Source organism: Flavihumibacter cheonanensis (assembly GCF_022352215.1).
Lineage (GTDB): Bacteria > Bacteroidota > Bacteroidia > Chitinophagales > Chitinophagaceae > Flavihumibacter > Flavihumibacter cheonanensis.
Genome location: NZ_JAKRWF010000002.1, coordinates 496017 through 516965, shown reverse-complemented (window position 1 = coordinate 516965; position 20949 = coordinate 496017). Strand labels below are relative to the sequence as shown.

At 43.9% G+C, this 20949-nt stretch carries 12 protein-coding genes; 4 read left to right on the top strand and 8 right to left on the bottom strand.

All coding sequences use genetic code 11. From position 1 onward, the window contains the following. The first annotated feature begins 171 nt into the window (after positions 1-171). Positions 172-1422 (top strand): hypothetical protein, encoded by a 1251-nt coding sequence (locus MD536_RS11575; protein ID WP_239599359.1) that lies wholly within the window; start codon positions 172-174, stop codon positions 1420-1422. 45 nt (positions 1423-1467) lie between these two features. Here the strand turns inward: MD536_RS11575 and MD536_RS11570 are convergent, their stop codons facing one another. Further along, a complete protein-coding gene (locus tag MD536_RS11570) occupies positions 1468-2097 on the bottom strand; it encodes a DUF4412 domain-containing protein (protein WP_239599357.1) in 630 nt (209 codons plus the stop codon). Between the two features lie 130 nt (positions 2098-2227). On the opposite strand from MD536_RS11570, the gene katG reads away from it, so the two are divergent. Together katG and MD536_RS11560 are read left to right on the top strand one after the other, a co-directional pair. Beyond that, positions 2228-4465: a catalase/peroxidase HPI gene (gene katG, locus MD536_RS11565; RefSeq protein ID WP_239599355.1), complete on the top strand. Its 2238-nt coding sequence runs from the start codon at positions 2228-2230 to the stop codon at positions 4463-4465. Between the two features lie 66 nt (positions 4466-4531). Next, positions 4532-5395, top strand: coding sequence for an amidohydrolase family protein (locus MD536_RS11560; RefSeq protein ID WP_239599353.1), 864 nt, complete (start codon positions 4532-4534; stop codon positions 5393-5395). A gap of 10 nt (positions 5396-5405) precedes the next feature. On the opposite strand, the gene MD536_RS11555 is transcribed toward MD536_RS11560, so the two are convergent. The 6 genes from MD536_RS11555 to MD536_RS11530 all read right to left on the bottom strand — a co-directional run bounded on the left by MD536_RS11555 (position 5406) and on the right by MD536_RS11530 (position 16538). Beyond that, positions 5406-7814, bottom strand: coding sequence for a serine hydrolase (locus tag MD536_RS11555; protein ID WP_239599351.1), 2409 nt, complete (start codon positions 7812-7814; stop codon positions 5406-5408). Positions 7815-7836: 22 nt separating this feature from the next. Next, positions 7837-9933: a S9 family peptidase gene (locus MD536_RS11550; protein ID WP_239599349.1), complete on the bottom strand. Its 2097-nt coding sequence runs from the start codon at positions 9931-9933 to the stop codon at positions 7837-7839. Positions 9934-9940: 7 nt separating this feature from the next. Continuing rightward, the gene (locus tag MD536_RS11545; RefSeq protein WP_239599346.1) at positions 9941-11353 is read right to left on the bottom strand and encodes a SusD/RagB family nutrient-binding outer membrane lipoprotein; all 1413 of its coding nucleotides are present in this window, start codon (positions 11351-11353) and stop codon (positions 9941-9943) included. Positions 11354-11364: 11 nt separating this feature from the next. After that, entirely contained in the window at positions 11365-14796 is a 3432-nt protein-coding gene (locus tag MD536_RS11540; RefSeq protein WP_239599330.1) for a SusC/RagA family TonB-linked outer membrane protein, read from the bottom strand. A gap of 207 nt (positions 14797-15003) precedes the next feature. Then, entirely contained in the window at positions 15004-15945 is a 942-nt protein-coding gene (locus MD536_RS11535; RefSeq protein ID WP_239599318.1) for a FecR family protein, read from the bottom strand. A 53-nt stretch (positions 15946-15998) separates the two neighbouring features. After that, the gene (locus MD536_RS11530; RefSeq protein WP_239599316.1) at positions 15999-16538 is read right to left on the bottom strand and encodes an RNA polymerase sigma factor; all 540 of its coding nucleotides are present in this window, start codon (positions 16536-16538) and stop codon (positions 15999-16001) included. A gap of 157 nt (positions 16539-16695) precedes the next feature. On the opposite strand from MD536_RS11530, the gene MD536_RS11525 reads away from it, so the two are divergent. Then, positions 16696-17985, top strand: coding sequence for a hypothetical protein (locus MD536_RS11525; RefSeq protein WP_239599313.1), 1290 nt, complete (start codon positions 16696-16698; stop codon positions 17983-17985). Between the two features lie 4 nt (positions 17986-17989). On the opposite strand, the gene MD536_RS11520 is transcribed toward MD536_RS11525, so the two are convergent. Next, entirely contained in the window at positions 17990-20920 is a 2931-nt protein-coding gene (locus MD536_RS11520) for an FAD-binding and (Fe-S)-binding domain-containing protein (protein WP_239599311.1), read from the bottom strand. Positions 20921-20949: the final 29 nt, after the last annotated feature.

The following is a 20949-nucleotide window of genomic DNA, read 5'->3' as shown; positions in this document are numbered from 1 at the left end:
CTTAGTCTCCACTTAATTCTTTGAATGGTCATTGCTGGTGGAGTGAAATTTTCTTGAGGATACCTTTTAAAGCAAATTTTCACTAACGATCATTGGAAAAGTACACCAGGCTGCTCTTAACATTTCAATAATTGAATGCTTGATTATGTTGCGGCCCGAAACAACCTTATCATGAACAAAATTTTCCTATTATTGTGCACTGCACTTTTAGTATTTAATTCCAGTTGTAAAAAAGAAAAGAATGGGGAGATCCCCTATAAAGGTCCCGAGCCGGTTAGCCGTCCGGCGGGCAATCCTGACGGTGCGCTTCAAAGTTTTCAAATTGGTGCAGCTGGAGGTGAGTTTACGACGGCGGATGGAAAATTAAAAGTTATCATTCCGGCCGGCGCAATTTCAGAACTTACCAATTTTCAGGTTCAGCCAATTACCAACACAGCAGATGCAGGTGTGGGGGGAGGATATCGGTTATTTCCACATGACCTGACTTTTGCCAAACCTGTAACGCTTGAGTTTAACTATGAAGAATTAGTAGACTCTATTGCTTCTGAAGATGTTTTGTCAATTGCTTATCAATCTGATGATGGTATCTGGCATATGGTCAGGCCTCACTACCTGGACAAAGTGAATAAAACCATTCAAACACCTACTACCCATTTCAGCGACTGGGTCCTGGTGACCTGGCTAAAGCTTATTCCTGCTTCAGCAGAATTGAGTACTTCGGCGGAACTTCCCCTGAAAGTGCTGAACTTCCATCCTTATTCCGATGATTTGCTCGCACCGCTGGTAAGTTCGGATAACTCAACCCTGCCTCTTGGTGAAGGCAAACCAGTACCTGCCAGCCTTATAAAAAAATGGCAATTGAACGGACCGGGGAAATTAGTAGCCTCCGGAAATAGTGGGACCTACACAGCACCTGCAACTGCAACATCAGAAACCAGCGCAACAGTTGTGGCAGAACTTAAATCAGAAGCACATCAACTCCTGCTTTTATCAAACATCAAAATAATTGGTGAAGCTATCCGGTATCGATATGGAAATGGTGAATGGCGTATGATTCCCGGGCATGTTGGAGTTACTCTTGGCAATCAATCCGGACTTGGAGGAGAAGACGAAGAAGATGTACTAACTATCATATGGAATGGAACCTCCGGAACCTATAACTGGAACTATGACGGCGGCAAAGTTGCCATGACTATCACCAATCAAGCACTCACCAAATATTATGTAGCTTTTGTTGAAAATAATACCGGTGAAATAGTGAATAGCGGTGGAAGCATTACCATTGATAATTGGGGACCAGTTGGCAGCATCGTAACCGGGCGTTTTACTGTTTCTCCTTCCGGATTAAGATCCGGACTTACAGGAAAACAAATTGATACCGAATCCATTGAAGGAACTTTTCGGGTGCGAAGGGCAAAATAAGTTTTACTACACTACCCGTCGGGTACCCGACGGGTAGTGTAAATTTTATTCAGCAACGGAATATCCTTCCGGAAATTCAAAATCAGATGCTGTCAAAGCCATTGGTTTTACGGACGTAGCGGTAGCTATCCAGATAAATTTGTTTTTATGATCCGTTAATTCAAATTTGAGTGTGATTCCGCCATCTGCAGCCTTCAGATACTGATTCCAGTTACCAAAATTATGATTGGCGAAATTCTCCGGATTCGTCCTGACTTCCTTACTGTAATAATAAAGGGTGGTCTGATTATCTGTTTCCACCTTCATTATATCACATAAATAGCCAGCCACTTTTTCCTTCCTGTCTAAATAGGTCACTTCAAATTTGGAAGAAGAAGTTGCTCCGGCATCATATTTTGAAGCTTTCTTTTCTTTCATAAAAGAATAATACAAATTCGTTTCTCCGTTATAGAGCTGAACCCAATTGCCGGATTCATTCACCGATTTATAGTTTTTATCATCAATATAATACTCCCATTCTTTGCCCAGGTACGGTGCCAGACGAGCAGTAATATCCTTACCCTCCAGATCTTTGTATTTGTGTTTTATTTTAATCACCCCTACAAAATCCCCTGATCCCGAATGAAAGGATGTCATCACTAAAAACAATACGGCAATAATTCCCATCTTTTTCATAAGTAAGTTTTAAAAGAAATAGCAATATAGATTTTCTCTATCTTATCATTTAATAAATAAATAAAATTGTTGAACAAATCATCGATAATTTCGCAGTAAACCCAACGTCTAACAAATTAAGCTAAAACATATGGATACCCTCCAAAAAGTCAACGAAGAAGGTGGTGCTGCGAACCCCTCACAGGACATTTCCAAATGTCCCTTCCACAATGGTGCAATGAAAGGCAAAGCAGGCGGAGGAACAAAAAATATCGACTGGTGGCCGAATCAGCTCCGGTTGAATATTCTCCGTCAGAATTCGAATCTCTCCAACCCAATGGGAGAATCCTTCAATTATGCGGAAGAGTTTAAATCACTTGATCTGAACCAGGTAAAACAGGACATCTATCAATTGATGACAGATTCCCAGGACTGGTGGCCGGCTGACTATGGGCATTATGGTCCATTTTTTATCCGTATGGCCTGGCATAGTGCTGGTACCTACAGAATTTATGATGGTCGCGGTGGTGCCGGATCAGGTTCTCAGCGTTTTGCACCACTGAACAGCTGGCCTGATAATGCCAACCTGGATAAAGCCCGTCTCCTCCTGTGGCCAATCAAACAGAAATATGGCAAGAAATTATCCTGGGCGGATCTCATGATCCTGGCAGGTAACTGCGCCCTGGAATCCATGGGCTTCAAACCCTTTGGTTTTGCCGGTGGCCGTGAAGATATCTGGGAACCGGAAGAAGATGTGAACTGGGGTTCAGAAAGAGAGTGGGTTGCTCATCACAGGAACCCGGAAGCGTTGGAAACTCCGCTAGGAGCAACTGAAATGGGTTTGATTTATGTTAACCCCGAAGGTCCGGATCGCAAGCCCGATCCCGTCCTGGCAGCCAAAGCCATCCGCGAAACTTTTGGCAGAATGGCTATGAATGATGAAGAAACTGTTGCCCTGATTGCTGGTGGTCACACTTTTGGTAAAACTCATGGAGCTGCTGACCCGGCGAAATATGTTGGCAAAGAACCAGCAGCTGCAACCATGGAAGAAATGAGCATGGGTTGGAAAAACAGTTATGGTACCGGGGTTGGTGCAGACACTATTACCAGTGGTATTGAAGGTGCCTGGACAACCACGCCTGCCAAATGGAGCCATGATTATTTCAAACACCTGTTTGAATATGAGTGGGAGTTAATTAAAGGGCCTGGTGGCGCTTACCAGTGGGAGGCCAAAAATGTTGGAGAAACCATTCCGGATGCACATATCGCCGGTAAATTTCATAAGCCCTTTATGCTTACGACAGATTTATCTATGCGTATGGATCCGGCCTATGAAAAAGTATCCCGCCGCTTTTACGAAAACCCGGATCAGTTTGCAGACGCATTTGCCCGCGCCTGGTTTAAACTGACCCATCGTGATATGGGACCTATTTCCCGTTACCTGGGACCTGATGTTCCTTCTGAAGAGTTGATCTGGCAGGATCCTATCCCTGCTGTAAATCATCCTTTGGTAGATGATAATGATATCGCTTTCCTGAAATCCGAGATCCTGGCATCCGGACTCAGTATTGCTGAACTGGTTTCCACTGCCTGGGCATCTGCATCCACTTTCCGTGGTTCAGATAAGAGAGGTGGCGCTAATGGAGCACGTATCCGCCTGGCTCCTCAAAAAGACTGGGAAGTAAACAACCCGGCCAGATTGGCAAAAGTGCTGGATACTTTAGAAACAATCCGCGCTCGCTTCAATGGAGCTCAATCAAGTGGTAAACAAATTTCCATTGCAGATATGATTGTATTGGGTGGTTCAGCAGGCATTGAAAAAGCTGCAAAAGCTGCAGGCGTAGAAGTTACTGTTCCTTTCATCCCCGGAAGAGGAGATGCTTCACAGGAACAAACAGATGTTGAATCCTTTGCTGTGCTGGAACCAGCAGCAGACGGTTTCCGCAACTTCCTGTCACCTTATCGTTCCAACGGAACAGCTGAAGAAATGCTGGTGGATAAAGCACAACTGCTTACGCTTACAGCACCTGAAATGACAGCACTTGTTGGCGGTATGCGTGTGTTGAATACCAATGCGGATCAAAGCAAACGTGGTGTATTCACCAATACTCCTGAAGTGCTGACCAATGACTTCTTCGTAAACCTGCTGGACTTTGGTACTACCTGGAAAGCTGTAAACAACTCCAGTGAACTGTTTGAAGGTCGCGATCGCAAAACCGGCGAAGTAAAATGGACTGCTACGCGTGCAGATCTGATCTTCGGATCCAACTCAGAATTGCGCGCACTGGCAGAGGTTTACGCCTGCTCAGACAGTAAGGAAAAATTTGTGCATGATTTTGTGGCTGCCTGGACAAAAGTGATGAACCTCGACCGCTTCGATTTAGGTTAATTAAGGCTCAGATATACACATGTAAAGTGGCTCGGCAACGGGCCACTTTTTTTGTAACTTAAAGGAATGAAACTGTTACTGACGTTGCTTCTCTGCCTGCTTTTCGGGGAATCAACAGAAATAAAAGAGCCCACTGCCACAAAAATTTTTGATGTTCACCTGCATGGATCGAAAGGAATAAACGAACAGATTTCCGAGCTAAAAAAAGCAGGTGTGTACAAAATTGCCATTAGCAGTTCCTGGGAACAGCAGGAACACTACAGAAAAAATACAGACATCAAAATTCTATACGGAATAATGTTCCCTTGCCCAAACGGTAAGGTTCCTTATAGTCTCCAACCTTGCTTTACCGATAAGAAAGAGTGGCCAGAAATACATTGGGTTGAAACACAAATAAAAAAGGGGAAAATAAACTTTTTTGGGGAGCTGCTTACACAGTACTTCGGGATCTCACCAAGTGATACAACACTTTATCCCTATTATCGGCTGGCGCAAAAGTACAATATTCCGGTAGGTATTCATACAGGCGGAGCAGGTCCAAATCATGGATCTCCTAATTTTAGCTGGGAACTTGGAAACCCATCGCTGTTAAACCAACTGGTGAAAGACTTTCCAACTTTAAAAATTTGGATAATGCATGGTGGAGACCAATATTTCAGGGAAGCGATCGAGCTAATGAAATCGAATCCGCATGTCTATGCAGATATATCTGTTCTGTGCAATCCGGAAATTGTACCAACTGATCGATTTACCAGCACCATGCAAGCCTTTATGAATGCCAGCCTGGAAAACCGGCTGCTATTTGGTTCAGATAATGCACCTATTAAAGCAGCAATAAATGCCGTAGAAAAGCTCCCCTTTTTAACTAATGAACAAAAGGAGAAGATATTCTATAAAAATGCGGAACTATTTTTTAGTCAACCGAATTGAAACCGATACCTCATTTCACCGCATCATAAATCATCTTAGACAATTCTGCCAAAACTCCGGTGGCATCAGAATGTTTTTCAAATCCACGGGATAATAATACCACCACGTATTTCCGGCCATCCGGCAAATATACAATACCGGAATCATGTGCAATTTTGGTGATGGAACCACTTTTGGTAGCAGTCTTTACATCAGCCGGCAACTTGGCCGGTATAGCATCCCTGTAATACTGATCCTGAAGTACACGAATCATTTCAGCACAAGCCATCTTGCTGATAAAACTTCCATTACCCAGTTGTTCAAAAATAAGCAGGAGGTCATAGGCAGTTGTAGTATTATTTCGTCCTGCATCAAACGCTTTCTGGTCTTCAACTCCTCTTAGCACCTGGATATCCTGCGCGCCAATTTCTTTCATGGTGGCCATCACCTTTTCTGCACCAACCAGGTCAATCATCATATTGGTAGCCAGGTTACTGCTTTTGGTAATCATACGGTGAAGGATATCCGAAATCGGGAGTTCTTTACCAATCAGCTGATACAATTCAAATTCACTGTCATCCGCCGGACTCACACTAAACATAGACCCATCCACAATACTCTTAAAATGATTGCTCACTTTTATTTTATCATGAAGTGAAAATTTACCGGCTGCAGCCTGCTTGTAGGCTTCCATCAGTACAGGCGTTTTCATGGTACTTGCTGCATGAAAATTTTCCTTCTCATTGATAAAAAATGTTTGGCCTGTGCCCAGGTCTTTGAAGGCAATACCAAAGGAGGCCTGGGGATATTTGGCCATTTCCGCCCGCAATGACTTATCCAGTTTAACGATATCCATTTTTTTCTCTTTAATCGGTTTCAATTCCATCTCTTCAAAATCAAGGCGTGATGCCGGATCTCTAACTTCGATGCGTACCCGATCAATGGTACCATCCGCCTTCAATCCATAAGAAACATAGGCTTCCGTTGGAACACCCATATTTCTGAAGCTGGCAATAAAATTATTGTATTGGAAATAGCGCAGATCCGCTACATAATGTTCCATGTTATCAAACCGTAATACCAATGAATCCCCTTCTGATTGAATGGTTGCACGACCCAATAAGGGTTCCATAAAACTGCCGGTATATGCTTTTAAAGGCAGGGAGGGTTTATCCCCCTGCACTTTGGCAATACTAAGGTCTTTCTTCCTTGCAAGGGCACGCGCTACTGCTGAATCCTGAATACGCTTATATCCACCTAACCAGTCAAATGTTGGATTGCCCATATAATAATCCAACACATGATAGATGATTGACCAGTAGGCTGCTGTAGAAGCCTGGTTGGTTAATACCACAACGCCAAGTTTCAAGTCTGGTACCATCGCAATTTGTGATACAAATCCGGATAACGCCCCACCATGTCCGATTACTTTATATTTTCCATAATTGTACGAGCGAAACCCAGAAGCATAACCCCAGAAATCAGATTGAGAAGGTGCAATCAGTGAATCCACTTTACTGATAGGCATGGGCCGGATGATCTTCCAGAGATCAGCAGTTGCTGCAGGTGTCAGCACATGCTCCTTAAGCGGCGTTCTGCCTGAATCCAGCTGTGTTATCAGCCAGTTCGCCATATCGCTGGCATTGGATACAATTCCACCAGCGGCATTTCCTGCATCTCCGATATTTGTTTCCCGGAAAGTTTCTACCACCCGGATATCATTATAGGAACGGGCATGTCCAAACGAAAAATTAGTTTTGTTTTTCAGGTCTGTATACCGTGCAATGCTTTCCTTCATACCCACCTTTTTGAAAATGCGTTCCTGCACAAATTCTTCCCAGGGCATTTCGGCTACTGTGGATACCAGTTCACCGGCTGCAACATACAGGATATTATCATAGGCATAGGTAGTTCTGAAATCATAGCGAAGTGGAAGCTGTGGAAGTTTTTGAAGGATCTCTTTCCTGCTGTAAGTAGCTGGTGGGAACAACATGATATCCCCTGCATAGGCCTGTAATCCGCTGTGATGCACCAGTAAATCACGTACAGTCAGATTTTGTGTTACATACGGATCACTCATTTTAAACCAGGGAAGATGCTGCACCACTTTATCATCCCAACGAATTTTTCCATCCTCCACCAGTAATCCCAATGAAGTAGCCGTAAAGGCTTTACTATTGGAAGCAATTAAAAAAAGGGTCTGATCATCTACCTTGTCACTGGTGCCCATCCGTTTTACACCATAACCTTTTGAAAGCACCACTTTTCCATCCTTTACAATAGCAACACCTACACCTGGTACGTTCAGGGAACTGATGACCTTATTTATGTAAGCATCTATACCGGGAGGTGCGGCCGGTTGTTTTTTCTGACTATAGGAAAACAGGGAGGTATAAAAAATACCTGCCAGTAGTAGGAGCATTCGCCGGCAATAATTCATACAATGAGTTTTCAGTTGAACCTTATTTTTTCAAGAGATGTTGCGATAGAAATTCTGCCACTGCCTTATTCACGATCAGCTGATTATGATAACGCATCCAGTGATGGGTTTCATCCGGAATAACCAGGCTTTCATATTGTTTACCCGCCTGTTCAAAGCGCCGCACCAGGTCCGCAGTTTCAAAAAAAGGAACATTGCCATCATCATCTCCATGTATAAATAAAACAGGTGAAGTCCATTGTTTAACCCAGGAAACTGGTGAAGACTGCCAGATGATTTTTTTCGCATAAGCTGCATCGGGAGCCTGTTCTCCATCCAATGAAGGATAGTCCTCCCGGTTGGTATGAACCCCGTGAATATCAACACCTGCTTTAAATAATTTAGAATCTCTGCCCAATGCTAAAGCAACCAGGTACCCTCCATAGGATCCACCATAGGTGCCGATGCGCGCCGGATCCACAAAGGATTGTTTTGCCAGCCAGTCACCGGCGGCTTTCACATCCAGGTATTCCGATGCTCCGTAACTACCCCAATTGGGTGGATACTGAAACTCATATCCATACCCGATGCCTAACCGATAATTGACAGATAGCACTACAAAACCCTGGCTTGCCAGGTATTGATTCAACGCATATGTATTTGAATAATAATCGCCATAATGCCAGCCCAATAACATTTGTCGTTGTGGACCTCCATGTATAAACACAACAGCTGGTTTTTTTGCCTCCTTATTTCCAGGAGGTTCGAATAGTTGTCCATGTACCAGTACACCATCGGAAGCTTTAAAACTCACTGATTTTGGCTCCACCAATTTAGATACTGGAAATTCGGACGGTATTTCGGAAGCACCGATATGATTTGCTTTTCCCCCGGTAAAAGGCATAACTGCAACTATACCTGGCCGTTGGGCTGTTGCACTGATAAATGCGATATGTTGCTGATCTCCGGTGATTACCGGTAAAGCTTCAATTCCTTTGCCCGGAGTGAGCACTTCAACGGTTGGTTTATCTACCGGAATTTTAACCAGGTGTCTGCGATGCAGGTCATCTTTTTCAGGTCCCGTATTAGCAGCCGCCACCAGCCATTTACGATCAGGGCTCAGGCGGATATGTTCCAGCATATAATTCCCCTTGGTGAGCAGCATGGCCTCTCCTCCCTTAGCAGGAATTGAATACAGATGAGGCCACCCATCCATAAAGGATACAAAAACAATTCGATCCTGATCGGCCCAATGCAGGTTAGGTCCACCCTGTGTACCGGGATAAGAACCTCGGAGTGTGCGGGGTGCTGTCCAGATTTTCTCCGCTTTTCCTGTTGCCGGATCAGCCACCATGATAGACCATGCCTGGTGCCGCCGAACTGTTATGGAATCAGGACGCCCACCGGCAGCAGTACGCCTGATAAATACAATTCGTTTACCATCCGGTGACCATCTTGGTGACACATCCCTGGCAACTGCTGGTGCAATCCATTGAATGGGTTGAATAGAATCTGTATAGATTCCGATAAAAGAATGCGTCCGGCGATTTACGACAAATAAAATTCGTTTGCCACCTGGCTCATAACTGTATTGACTAACCGAACCTTTGGTAAAGAATTTTCGAACAGGTTTGGAACTCCCGTCGATTGGACTTTCCCACAGTGCTCCATTTTTCTCATACAATACAAACCGGCCCGAAGGATCGATTACCGGCTCAGTTCCTTCATCCAGTACAGTTGGTTGTCCGCCTTCAAAAGGAAGACTCATCACCTGCACCTTTGGGGATGCTGGTGATGAGGAAGGATTCCTTGGTATCGTTTCATCGAAGGCGCCATAATCACCTCCGCGAACAAAAACAATCCATTTGCCATCTGCAGAGAGGCGGATACAACTTAGCTCCAAACCCTCATCCAGATCAAAGGCTGTTCTTTTTTTCAATTCAAATTCAGGCCCGTTTGCTACATAGATATTCCTCTTTCCCTGCTCATTCAGTGCCACGGCAATTCTGGAACCTGTAGCTGATGCAGAAAGTTCAGAAGGAAACGGATAGGAGGTAATCGATTCCATGGTAAAGTCCTGTGCAAATCCAGCCAGCGACCCAACCAGGAACCCGACTACTATCAGGCCTTTTATTCTCATTACTCAATTATGGTTTGTCAAACGCCAGGCGTTCATCCAGTCCGCTTATATCAGGTACATTTGCTCCATTTCTGCTAAACTCCACATTGGGGTAAGCGAGTCGGCGAATAAATGTATTGAGCACTGCACCTTCCGGCAATTCAAAATCCTTGTAATTATAATCAAACCGACGGCCATCCACCCAGGATTCCGGATGCAGGAACATGGCCACATATTTTTCTTTTGCAATAAGTTCCAGCGTTATATTAGCTTCCCCAACACTCACAGTGGGTTCACTTAAATAGGCATCTCTGTCTGCTGTCGGTACACCCATTTTATTCATGTGGGCAGCAATGCCGGCCAGGTAGGCTGCATAAGCCCTTGGTTTGTTATCCGCCCTGAATGCTGCTTCTGCTTCAATAAATTTCATTTCAGCATAGGTTACCAATGCCAGTGGTGCATTCCCTCTGGAATAATAACCATTTACAGAAAGATAGGATTCTTCATCATCAGTACCTGTACCTATACGACCTGCTCCATTAGCTGTACCCCGATAATCCCCAAACTGGGTTAAGGTTGCAATCAATGGCAAACGTGGGTCCTCTACACCAAATGTGGTACCATCCAACGCATCTACAAACTGCTCACTTAGCCAGCCATCCAATAGTAATACAGTATTGTTGTACGCCACCTGGTTCCAGGGACTGCGACCACGGAATACCGTCATCATGGCATCATCTGAATTAGATGCATAGGCACTGTTCAGTTCAGTAAGAACATTACCCGCATTGTAGGAAGCCTTTCGCGTAAGCTGGTTCATGAACCTTGCTTTTAATGCATGCGCTGTTTTAATCCAGGCCTCTACATTACCACCATGGATCACATCACTGGCTGCATCCAGGTTCAGACTAGCACCAGTTTTCTGTAATTCAGCAATGCCTTCATCAAGTAGGTTCATAGAGGTTGTATGCAGTGCTGCCTGGTCATCAAATTTGGGAATCAATAATTCGCCACCTTTTAATGCTTCACTGTAAGGAACATCACCAAATGCATTGATTAGCATATTGAGATTATAGGCCATCATGATCTTACCTACTCCAACATGATGATAGGCATTATCCGCTGTTGCCTTCGTCAGCATTTGCTGAATGTTCATCATGGTTGAATAGATGGCGGTCCAGGAAGTAGAATAATCTACTTCATTGTATATATCCGTATCACTTCCTTTGGCACTGGAAGCCTGGTACTGCATAAAGTAAGAAGCAGTATATCCCATCCGGTATACATTGTATCCGGTATTATAGGTATTCTGTGCAAGCAAGCCATTCAATGGAGGATCCGTAACCAGGTTGGGGTTGTCCAGTTTATCCAGGTATTTACTACACCCGGTTAATCCAATAAAAAGAAGGCCTGTATATAATAATTGATGGATTCGTTTCATGGTTACCTGTTTTAGAAATTAAGATTGAGTGAAACAAGATAACTCCGGGTAGCAGGATAGGTAAATCCGGAGAAACCATCTGCTACACTTCCGGAACTGGTTGAACTTGCTTCAGGATCAAATCCACTCCACTTGGTATTAATCCAAAGATTGTTCCCGGTAAAAGTTACCGTTGCACCAGTCAGGAAGCCTGATTTAGTAACAATATCAGATGGAATGGTATAACCCAAGCTTAGGTTACGAAGTCTAATCCAAGAGGCATCTTCTACAAATGTTTCAGATGCACCGCGGTATATATTCCGGTAATAACCATTGCCATAGTTCACACCATCCGGACCAACTCCCTGTCCTAACCACACTGGTTTGGTATTTGGACTTCCATCTGCCAATACTCCGTCAAACACAATGATATCATTCCGGTTCTCTGATCCTTTATGAGTAAGGAAAGCAGCAAGGAAATTAGCCAGCTGGTTGTAACGGTACACTCCTTGTTGTGTATCAAAGAGGAAGGATAAACTCAGGCCTTTATACCGTAAAGTACTTCCAAAACTTCCAATCCACCTAGGCTGAGAATTACCAATATATTGTTGTTTGGATGCCGGGTTTAATACTGGGAATCCATTTGCACCTATAACTATTGGTAAATCTTTTTCCAGGATGGCAGGATTTTCTGTTTTATCACCATAATAACGCTGATAGGTTCTTCCAAACAGGGCTCCAACCGGATATCCCGGAATATATTTTTGAGTAACCGATGAACTCAGGTATCCAAACTGGCTGGCAATTGCAATTTCCGTGAGTCCCGGATAAATTGACAATACCGTATTCTTGTTGGAGGTGAAATTCACACGCGCATCCCAGGAGAAATTTCTTGTCTGAACAGGTGTTCCGGATAAACTGATTTCAACACCCTTGTTACGGATACTGCCACTGTTCAGATAAATCTGATCATATCCACTGGTTACCGGCACTTTTACCGGGATGATCAGGTCCTTACTAGTGTTATTATAATACGTGAAATCAATGCCTAAGCGATTTTGCAGAAACTTCAATTCCAGGCCTCCTTCATAGGAAGTGGTAAACTCGGGACGAAGGTTGGGATCTCCTGTTTGAGTAGAAAGGAAGAAAGGAATCACATTGTTATTAAGGGGTGAGCCAAGATTAAATCCGGAGCTGGTTGCATAAGGAACCGCATCCTTACCAATTTTAGCAACAGATACTCTCGCTTTGCCAAAGCTGATCCAATCAGGAAGATTGAATGTCTCAGAGAATATATAACTCAAACTTGCAGACGGATAACTGAAGGAACGATTATCCTTTGACAAGGTTGAAGTGAAATCATTCCTGTACGTCAACGTCATATACAGGTAGTTCTTCCAGCTCAATGTCCAGTCTGCAAACAGACCAATAATCCGATATTCTCTTAATGAATTGGAACCGGTTACCCGCTTGGCATTATTCAGGTTGTAAAAATTGGGAACAACCAGGGTATCACCATTGGCATATACAGTGGTTCTTTTGGTTGCAAACAGATCATGTCCAACTTTCAATGACGACTGCAAATGCTGACCGATTTTATTCTTGAAATTCAACATTAAGGTTGAGTTCAGGATCGTATTTCTGGCTGTGTATTCAGAAATATTTCCAAAGCCAAAATCACTGGCGGGATAAATTTCATCCGGCAACCCCATTGGGCCAGGAGATTTTGAAGTCCTGGAATCACTGTAGATATCTGCTCCAAATCGATAATTGATATCCAGCCATTTTGCAGGAGAATACGTGAAATGTGAGTTCGTGATAATCCGATCCACATTGTCTCTGTAATCTACTCCTCTCAATACATAAATCGGGTTATCATTACCGGAGCCTACAATGGTATTCTGTGTTCCGTTTTCCTTGATATAATCCCAGATATCCCAGCGGGGTGAAAAATAAGTCAGGTTTTCATTGTAACGATCCGCATTACCCCTGCGCCCACCTGATTTAACATAGTTCACACTACTTCCGAATTTTACTTTTTCGGAAAGCTTGAATTCACCTCCCACTTTGGCGGATATATTCTTATAATCCGTGAACGGCATGATTCCTTCCTGGTTGAACTGGGAGAAAGTACCGGTAAAGATGGCACGCTCTGATCCTCCGGATATATTCAGAGAATTACGGAAGGAGTTACCTGTTTTGTAGCCGTGTTTAAAATTATTGAAGATCTTGTCCGGATGCGTTGGATCAATTGCTTTTGCTTCTTCAATAGTAGGGCCCGTAGTTGGCCAGAAACTGCTGGGATCATATACACCCTGCCAGCCCTGTGTATATTTGGTTTGTGTTTCAGGATACATATTGATCTCATCCACTCCATAAGTGGAGGTAACGCTTCCTCTCAGTTTACCTGCTTTTCCGGATTTGGTAGTAATGATAATGGCACCTGTTGATGCTCTCAAACCATACAATGCGGTTGCAGCACCTCCTTTAAGGATATTGATGCTTTCAATATCATCGGGATTGATATCCGCAGCACGGTTGCTGATACCGTATAAAGAGCTTCCATCTGATACATCTGTAGTATTGTCTACCGGTATACCATCAATGATAAACAAGGGCTGAAAATCACGATTCGGATCCAGTGAGTTCAAACCTCTAAGAATGATCTTGGATCCCTGTCCGGGTGCACCACCTCCGGAATTGATCTGCAATCCTGCCGCCTGCCCTTGTAATGCATTTACAATATTCGGCTGACGACTGGCGGTAATGGCATCACCTTTAACCTCCTGTGCAGAATAACCTAGTTCTCTTTTTTCTCTTCGGATACCCAGGGCCGTTACAGTTACTTCAGCCATGTCGGCATTATCCTCTGAAAGTTCAATATTGATGGTAGCTATATTGTCATCAGTTACACTTACAGTTCTTTCCTGTTTTCCGTACCCAACTGCTGTAACAACTACCGTATAGGTTCCGGCTTTCAATCCGGATAAGGAAAAACGTCCATCCATATCCGCTGCTGTACCCTGGTTAACCCCGGTTACCAGGATAGATGCATTGGGAACCGGTTCTCCCCTTGTATTTACCACCCTTCCGCGGATACCGCCTTCAAATGCGATACCGGAACGTACTGGTGAAGGTGCTTCTGGGGTAGCTACCTTTCGAATGATGATATTAGAATTGATCACCTCGTATTTCAGACCCGTATTTTCAAACAAGGCATCCAATAACTTGTCAACAGGGATGTTTTCAGCTGCATAACTGACATTACGCAGACTTGAAAGGTCGGCTGTCCGGAAAGAGAAAGAAAGGTCGGTTGAGCCTTCTATCTTCTTCAGGGCTGCTTTCATCGGAACATTCTTCAGGTCAATGGAAATCCGGATTTTACTCAGATCCTGCCCCGAGGAAGTTTCGGCCATCAATACACCATTGATAGTCAATAAGATTGCCAGGGTCAATGCTCTCATAACTAGTCCTTGAATTTTCCTGCTGCTGAATACTTGGTGCAGGAACGGCAGTAGGTAAAGGTCAAACGGCCTCCACCTATGCGTTTTTGAATTAAAACTCATAGTTTTGATTGGTTTAAATTTTCTCAAACAGTTTTTAAGCCAGACCGCGACAGCTTGCCCCTGTAGCGGTCTTTTTGTTTTTAGCTACTACTCATGTGGTTGTTATTATTTTTTCATAATATAAATACCATTATCAATTGCTATTTCTGTTCCTGTAAGGCGAGCCAAAATCTCCAATGCATTTTCAACTCCGTATTGCCTTTTTAGATTGGTTGTAACCCGAATGGCTTTCAGCTCGGATGACCCAACCTGGATCTTTACATTATAAACTCTTTCCAGATCCGCCAGGATATCACCTACTGAATAGTCATCATAAACCAGGTTTCCTTCCTGCCATCCTGCAGTTTGCTCTTCCTTTACCGGCTTTTCTTTCACTTGCTGACTCTGTTGCGCGATCACCACCTCCTTTCCTTTGGTTAAGACAGCTACCTCCCGATCCGCATAGTTTACTTTCACTTTACCTCTTTTCACAGATACCGTTATTTTCTCCATATCCGGATAAGCCTTGATATTAAAGGCAGTTCCCAATACCTCTGTACGCACTTTCCCGGTATGAATGATAAAGGGGATTTTTTCAGCATGCCGTACATCGAAATAAGCTTCACCAGTTAAATAAACCACGCGTTTTTTGCTGTCAAATAGCTCCGGAAAATCCAATTTACTGTCGGCGTTTAACCAAACCTGTGTACTGTCGGGTAACAAAATGTATTTGTATTCCGATTTTTCTGTTGATTTTGAAAGAACTGTTCCTGACTGTTCAATACCATTTTTAACCAACCCCTTTGCGGGGTTACTGGTTTGAGTCTGCCACCAGCTAACTGCAGCAACTACCACCAGAATAGAGGCGGCTGCGGCAATTGCCGGCAATAACCATTTCCGGCGCACAGACCTTTCCGGTTCCTGCTCCTCTGTCAGGGATTTCAATACGGCTTCCATGGAATCCTGGTTTCCCTCTTGTTCCATATAGGCAAAAAGCTCGTTGAATTCCTCCCTGCTGCAATTGTTATCCAGGTATTTCCTGAACAGGTGTTTAAACCTTTGATTCATTGGGATGATGGAAATGCCATCTGATAAGATGACGAAGTGGAGTTAAGATGTTCCTATTCGAGGGACAACTTTTTTTGAAGAAAGCGTAAAGCAAGTGATAATTGATTCTTAACGGTATGCTTTGAAACGGATAATTCCTCAGCGATTTCGTTGTAATTAAGTCCCTGCTCCCGACTCATTAAATACACGAGTTTGCGCTGCGGCGGTAGCTCATTAATGATCTGCTGCAATATAGTGGCTGATTCTTTTGCATCCAGTGCTGCTTCAGCAGAAGGTTGCTCATCCTGAACACGCTTCCAAAGTTTATCCTGTAAGCGTTGATCCGCAGCTACTTTTCTTAAATAATCAATCAGGCGGTTACGTGTTACTCTGTGTAACCAGGCCTCCATATTGCGGATTTCTTCCCACTGATCGCGAGTTTCCCAGAGTTTTATGAACACATCCTGCATAATATCGCAAGCCTGGGGCCCCGACTTTGTGACCTTTAAAGCCAGTTGGTAAACGGACTGGTTGTTTTCATTGAAAATTCTTTCGAACTCCAATTCCAGTTCTCTACCAGGATTAGTGTACATGGTTGTTGTAGCGGCAGTCACAGTTCTATTGCAGTCTAGATTACAATGAAAATACTAAAAAAGCCCTAATGGATTTTCAGCAACCCAAAATAATTTCAATGGTATAACAGTGAGTCTGTATCAATCTTTATTCAACAAATGAATAGTTGTATATTAATAGAGTTATACCAATTGCTATATGCCAAAATCAATTTTCATCCCTGGATTCTCATTCCTGTTGTTTGCCATTTCCTGCACAACCACAACAAAAACGGATTCCCCTATCAGTTTTAAACTGATCGAAACCGATACCTTCCATTTCAACAATTTCGTTGACTGCAATATGGCGGAAGCCTGGATCGGGGATACCTTCCGGATTTTCCCGGGAAAGTATGGCGAAGATCCTGTTTGGGGTGCTGCACACGATCTGAAATTCTCAAGTGGTAAAAATGCAGATGAAGCGTTCAGCAATCCCGCCAGCGCCTATATAGCTCCTACACTACCAGTCAATGCACCTGTTGGTCAACCTGGACTACATGGAGCTGTCTGGTTTGAAACTGTTTACCAGGATAGCAAAGATCCATCCGGAAAAACACTTTATACTATTTACCATAACGAAAACTATCCCGAAACACTACCTTATGATTCGGTTACAGGTGAGGGTTATATTGATCAAAAATGGCCACTGGGATTAACAGAACGTATCACACCCGCAGCAGTTTGTCGCATAGGTATTATGAAATCAACAGATGGTGGCTGGAACTGGGAAAACCGCGGACTTTTTATAGAAGATAAACAAGCCCGCATGATCCTCAAACCACATAATACGTCCAAAACCTTTGCCGGTGGTGTGGGTGATCCTTCCGCCGTTGCAGTAGGCGATTCAATCTATTTATTTTATGGCGAATATGGTTATCCTGAACAGTACGACTCTGTTAGTTACGATCCAACAAAAGAATGGAGCGGACAATGTATCAGCGTGGCAAGAATTGCCATTTCTGATTTGGACCAACCACAGGGCAAAGCGCAGCGATGGGGTGGCAGCGGGTTTACAGCAGCCTGGGATGGAACCGGAAAACCAGTAGCCTCGTTGCAGATTCCTCAAAACGCAGGAGGCGGACCGGCCTCTTCTCCTACCGGTGGTTTTCATTGGGGACCATCTGTATCGTGGAATGAATACCTCAATTGCTGGGTGATGCTGATGGGAAAAGTAGAAGGGCAATCCTGGATTGGTGATGAATTATATATCTCATTCAACAAAAACAAAGACCTTGGCAAGGGTGATAACTCCCAGCAGTGGTCTGCCCCTCAAAAACTTTTGGAGAAGCCCGGACATGTACTCTGGTATCCTTCTCTCCAACCCATGAACTCGGAGGAAGACATAAAAACCAAACGTACCAGTTTGCGCCTCGGAAAAAAAGCCCGCCTGTTTTTCAAATATTCTGATCTGGGGAAATACTTCTCAACTTATGTGTTGGAGTTTGAGTGATTGATTATACCAACGCTTCATACAACACTTCCACCGGATGCTTTGCCTTGCGACCTGTACCATCCTTGATCTGGTGCCGGCATGAAGTACCTGGAGCTGCAATGATGGTTTCTTCCGAAGCTGCACGAACCGTTGGCAACAAAACAAGTTCACCCACCTTCATCGAAATTTCATAATGCTCTTTCTCATATCCAAAGGAGCCCGCCATTCCACAACAACCCGATGGAATTGTTTCCACTGTATAATTTTCAGGAAAAGATAATAACTGAACAGATGGACCCACTGATGAAATTGCTTTCTGCTGACAATGACCGTGCAGTTTTACCTGCCTCTTTTCTTTTGTAAATGCTTCAGCTGATATTCTCGCTAGACTTATTTCCTTTGCCAAAAATTCATCGATCATATAAACATGTTGTGCCAGCGCTTTAGCATCATCCAGCAATTCATCCTCCGCGAGATCAATATACTCATCGCGGAAGGTCAGGATGGCACTGGGTTCAATTCCGATCAACGGTGTTTCATCACTAATTATGGGCCGCAGCTTCTCAATATTGCGGTTGGCAATTCCCTTTGCGTGGCGGATCAATCCTTTTGACATCCAGCTTCTTCCACTTTCCTCATGTTCCGGAATGATTACTTCATATCCAAGTCGCTCTAATAAAAGAATTGCCTTCTGCCCGATCTCCACATCATTGTAATTGGTGAATTCATCACAGAAAAGGTAAACTCGCCTTTGGTGAGTGCCCGTCTCACTCGCATAAGAGCCAGATTTATTGTGTGTCTTAAACCAGCTTTTAAGTGTAGTATCAGCAAGGGTTGGCAAGGAGCGTTCCAATGCAAATCCTGCAAAATTTTTGACCCACTTACTTACCACCTTATTGGTCATGGCAAAATTATAGAGTCCCGGTGCGATGGATCCCAGCTTTGCCGACAAGCTGAAATTCGCGATCAGCCTGCTTCTCAACGGTACTCCATTACTGTCATAATATTGCTGCAGGAATTCGGCCTTCAGTTTTGCCATATCCACATTGGACGGGCATTCAGTTTTACAAGCCTTACAACTTAAACAGAGATCCATAACTTGCTTTATCTCTTCATGATCAAACCGATTGGCTTTATCTGAATGAGTCAGAAACTCACGAAGGATATTTGCCCTGGCCCTGGTCGTATCTTTTTCATTTCGGGTAGCCATATACGATGGGCACATCGTTCCTCCGCTCAAATGTGTCTTGCGACAATCTCCCGATCCATTACATTGCTCCGCATGTTGTAATACATCCTGGTTATAATACCTGAATACGGTTTTAAAAGCAGGTGTTTGTTGTCCGGGTGTATACCGCAACATGGTATCCATCGGTGGTGTATCCACAATCTTATTCGGATTGAAAATATGCTCCGGATCCCACACTTTTTTGATTTCTTTCAGCAGCAGGTAATTCTTCTCTCCTACCATCTGTTTGATAAATTCCCCTCTCAATCGTCCATCACCATGTTCTCCACTTAAGGAGCCCTTGTATTTTTTTACCAGGGTCGCAATCTCTTCAGCAATCACCCGGAACATCCGGTTGCCTTCAGCTGTCTTGAGATTTAAAATAGGTCTTAAATGCAATTCACCTGAGCCTGCATGTGCATAATGCACAGAATACAATCCATGCTTTGTAAGTATTTCATTGAATTCCCTGATGAAAGCTGGCAAGTCCTCTACATCCACTGCTGTATCCTCAATCACGGGCACTGCTTTTTCATCACCCGGCAAGTTGGAAAGCAGTCCGAGTCCAGCTTTGCGTAGTGTCCAGATCTTTTTTGTATCTGCTCCAAACAATAAAGGAAAATGATAACCCAATCCCGCGGCCCGCATTTCAGCCTCGCAAGCGGCGGCATCTTTTTCGATTTCTTCTTTTGAATTTCTGGCAAACTCCACCACCAGGATCGCACCAGGATCACCCTGCACGAAAAAGCGATTCTGCATTTGTTCGCGGTTCTGCTTGGTACATTCCAGGATATAATGATCAATCAGTTCACTTGCACTCGGACGATATTTTAAGGCGATCAGGTTCGCTCGGAGGGATTCATCAATCGTATTGAAATGCACACAAAGCAACCCGATTTCTTTGGGAGGAAGAGGAACTACATTCAATTTGATTTCTGTAAGAAAAGCAAGGGTTCCTTCTGATCCCGCAATCAGCGAGCAGAAATTAAAATCCGGCTCACCGGCAGTGAAGGGTGCGGTATCCAGTAACAGATCGACTGCATAGCCTGTATTTCTTCTTTCAACTGTCTTTTTAGGAAACTCTCTGCGGACTTCTTCCTGGTTGTTATAATCACTCAATAAGCTGCGAACTTTTCTGTAGATCTGGTTCTCCAAACGGTCACCTTCGCATTTGGCATGAAATTCATCCAGGCTGAGTGCTTTAAATTCTGCTTCCGAACCATCACTTAAGATGGCTTTTACTTCCAGTAAATGTTCTCTCGTACTACGATATACCACTGAATTGGAACCACAGGAGTTATTGCCCACCATACCTCCGATCATCGCGCGGTTGGCAGTACTGGTTTCCGGACCGAAAAACAGTCCATGCGGTTTAAGGAACAGGTTCAACTCATCCCTGATTACACCCGGTTGAACCCGAACCCATCCTTCTTCTTTATTTAATTCAAGGATCTTTGTGAATGTACGGGATACATCCACCACGATACCGGATCCCACCACCTGGCCTGCAAGAGAGGTTCCTGCTGTCCTTGGAATCAGGGATGTTTTATATTTTCTCGCAAATGCGATCAATGTTTTGATATCCTGCTCATGTTTGGGAATAGCCACCGCCAGTGGCAGTTCACGGTAAGCAGAAGCATCCGTCGCATACAGGGTACGCATCGCAGCATCATAATACAACTCACCTTCTAATAGTCGGCCCAGTTGCTGCAGTTCTTGGATCATGTCGATTGGTTTGCTTGCGGCGCTAATTT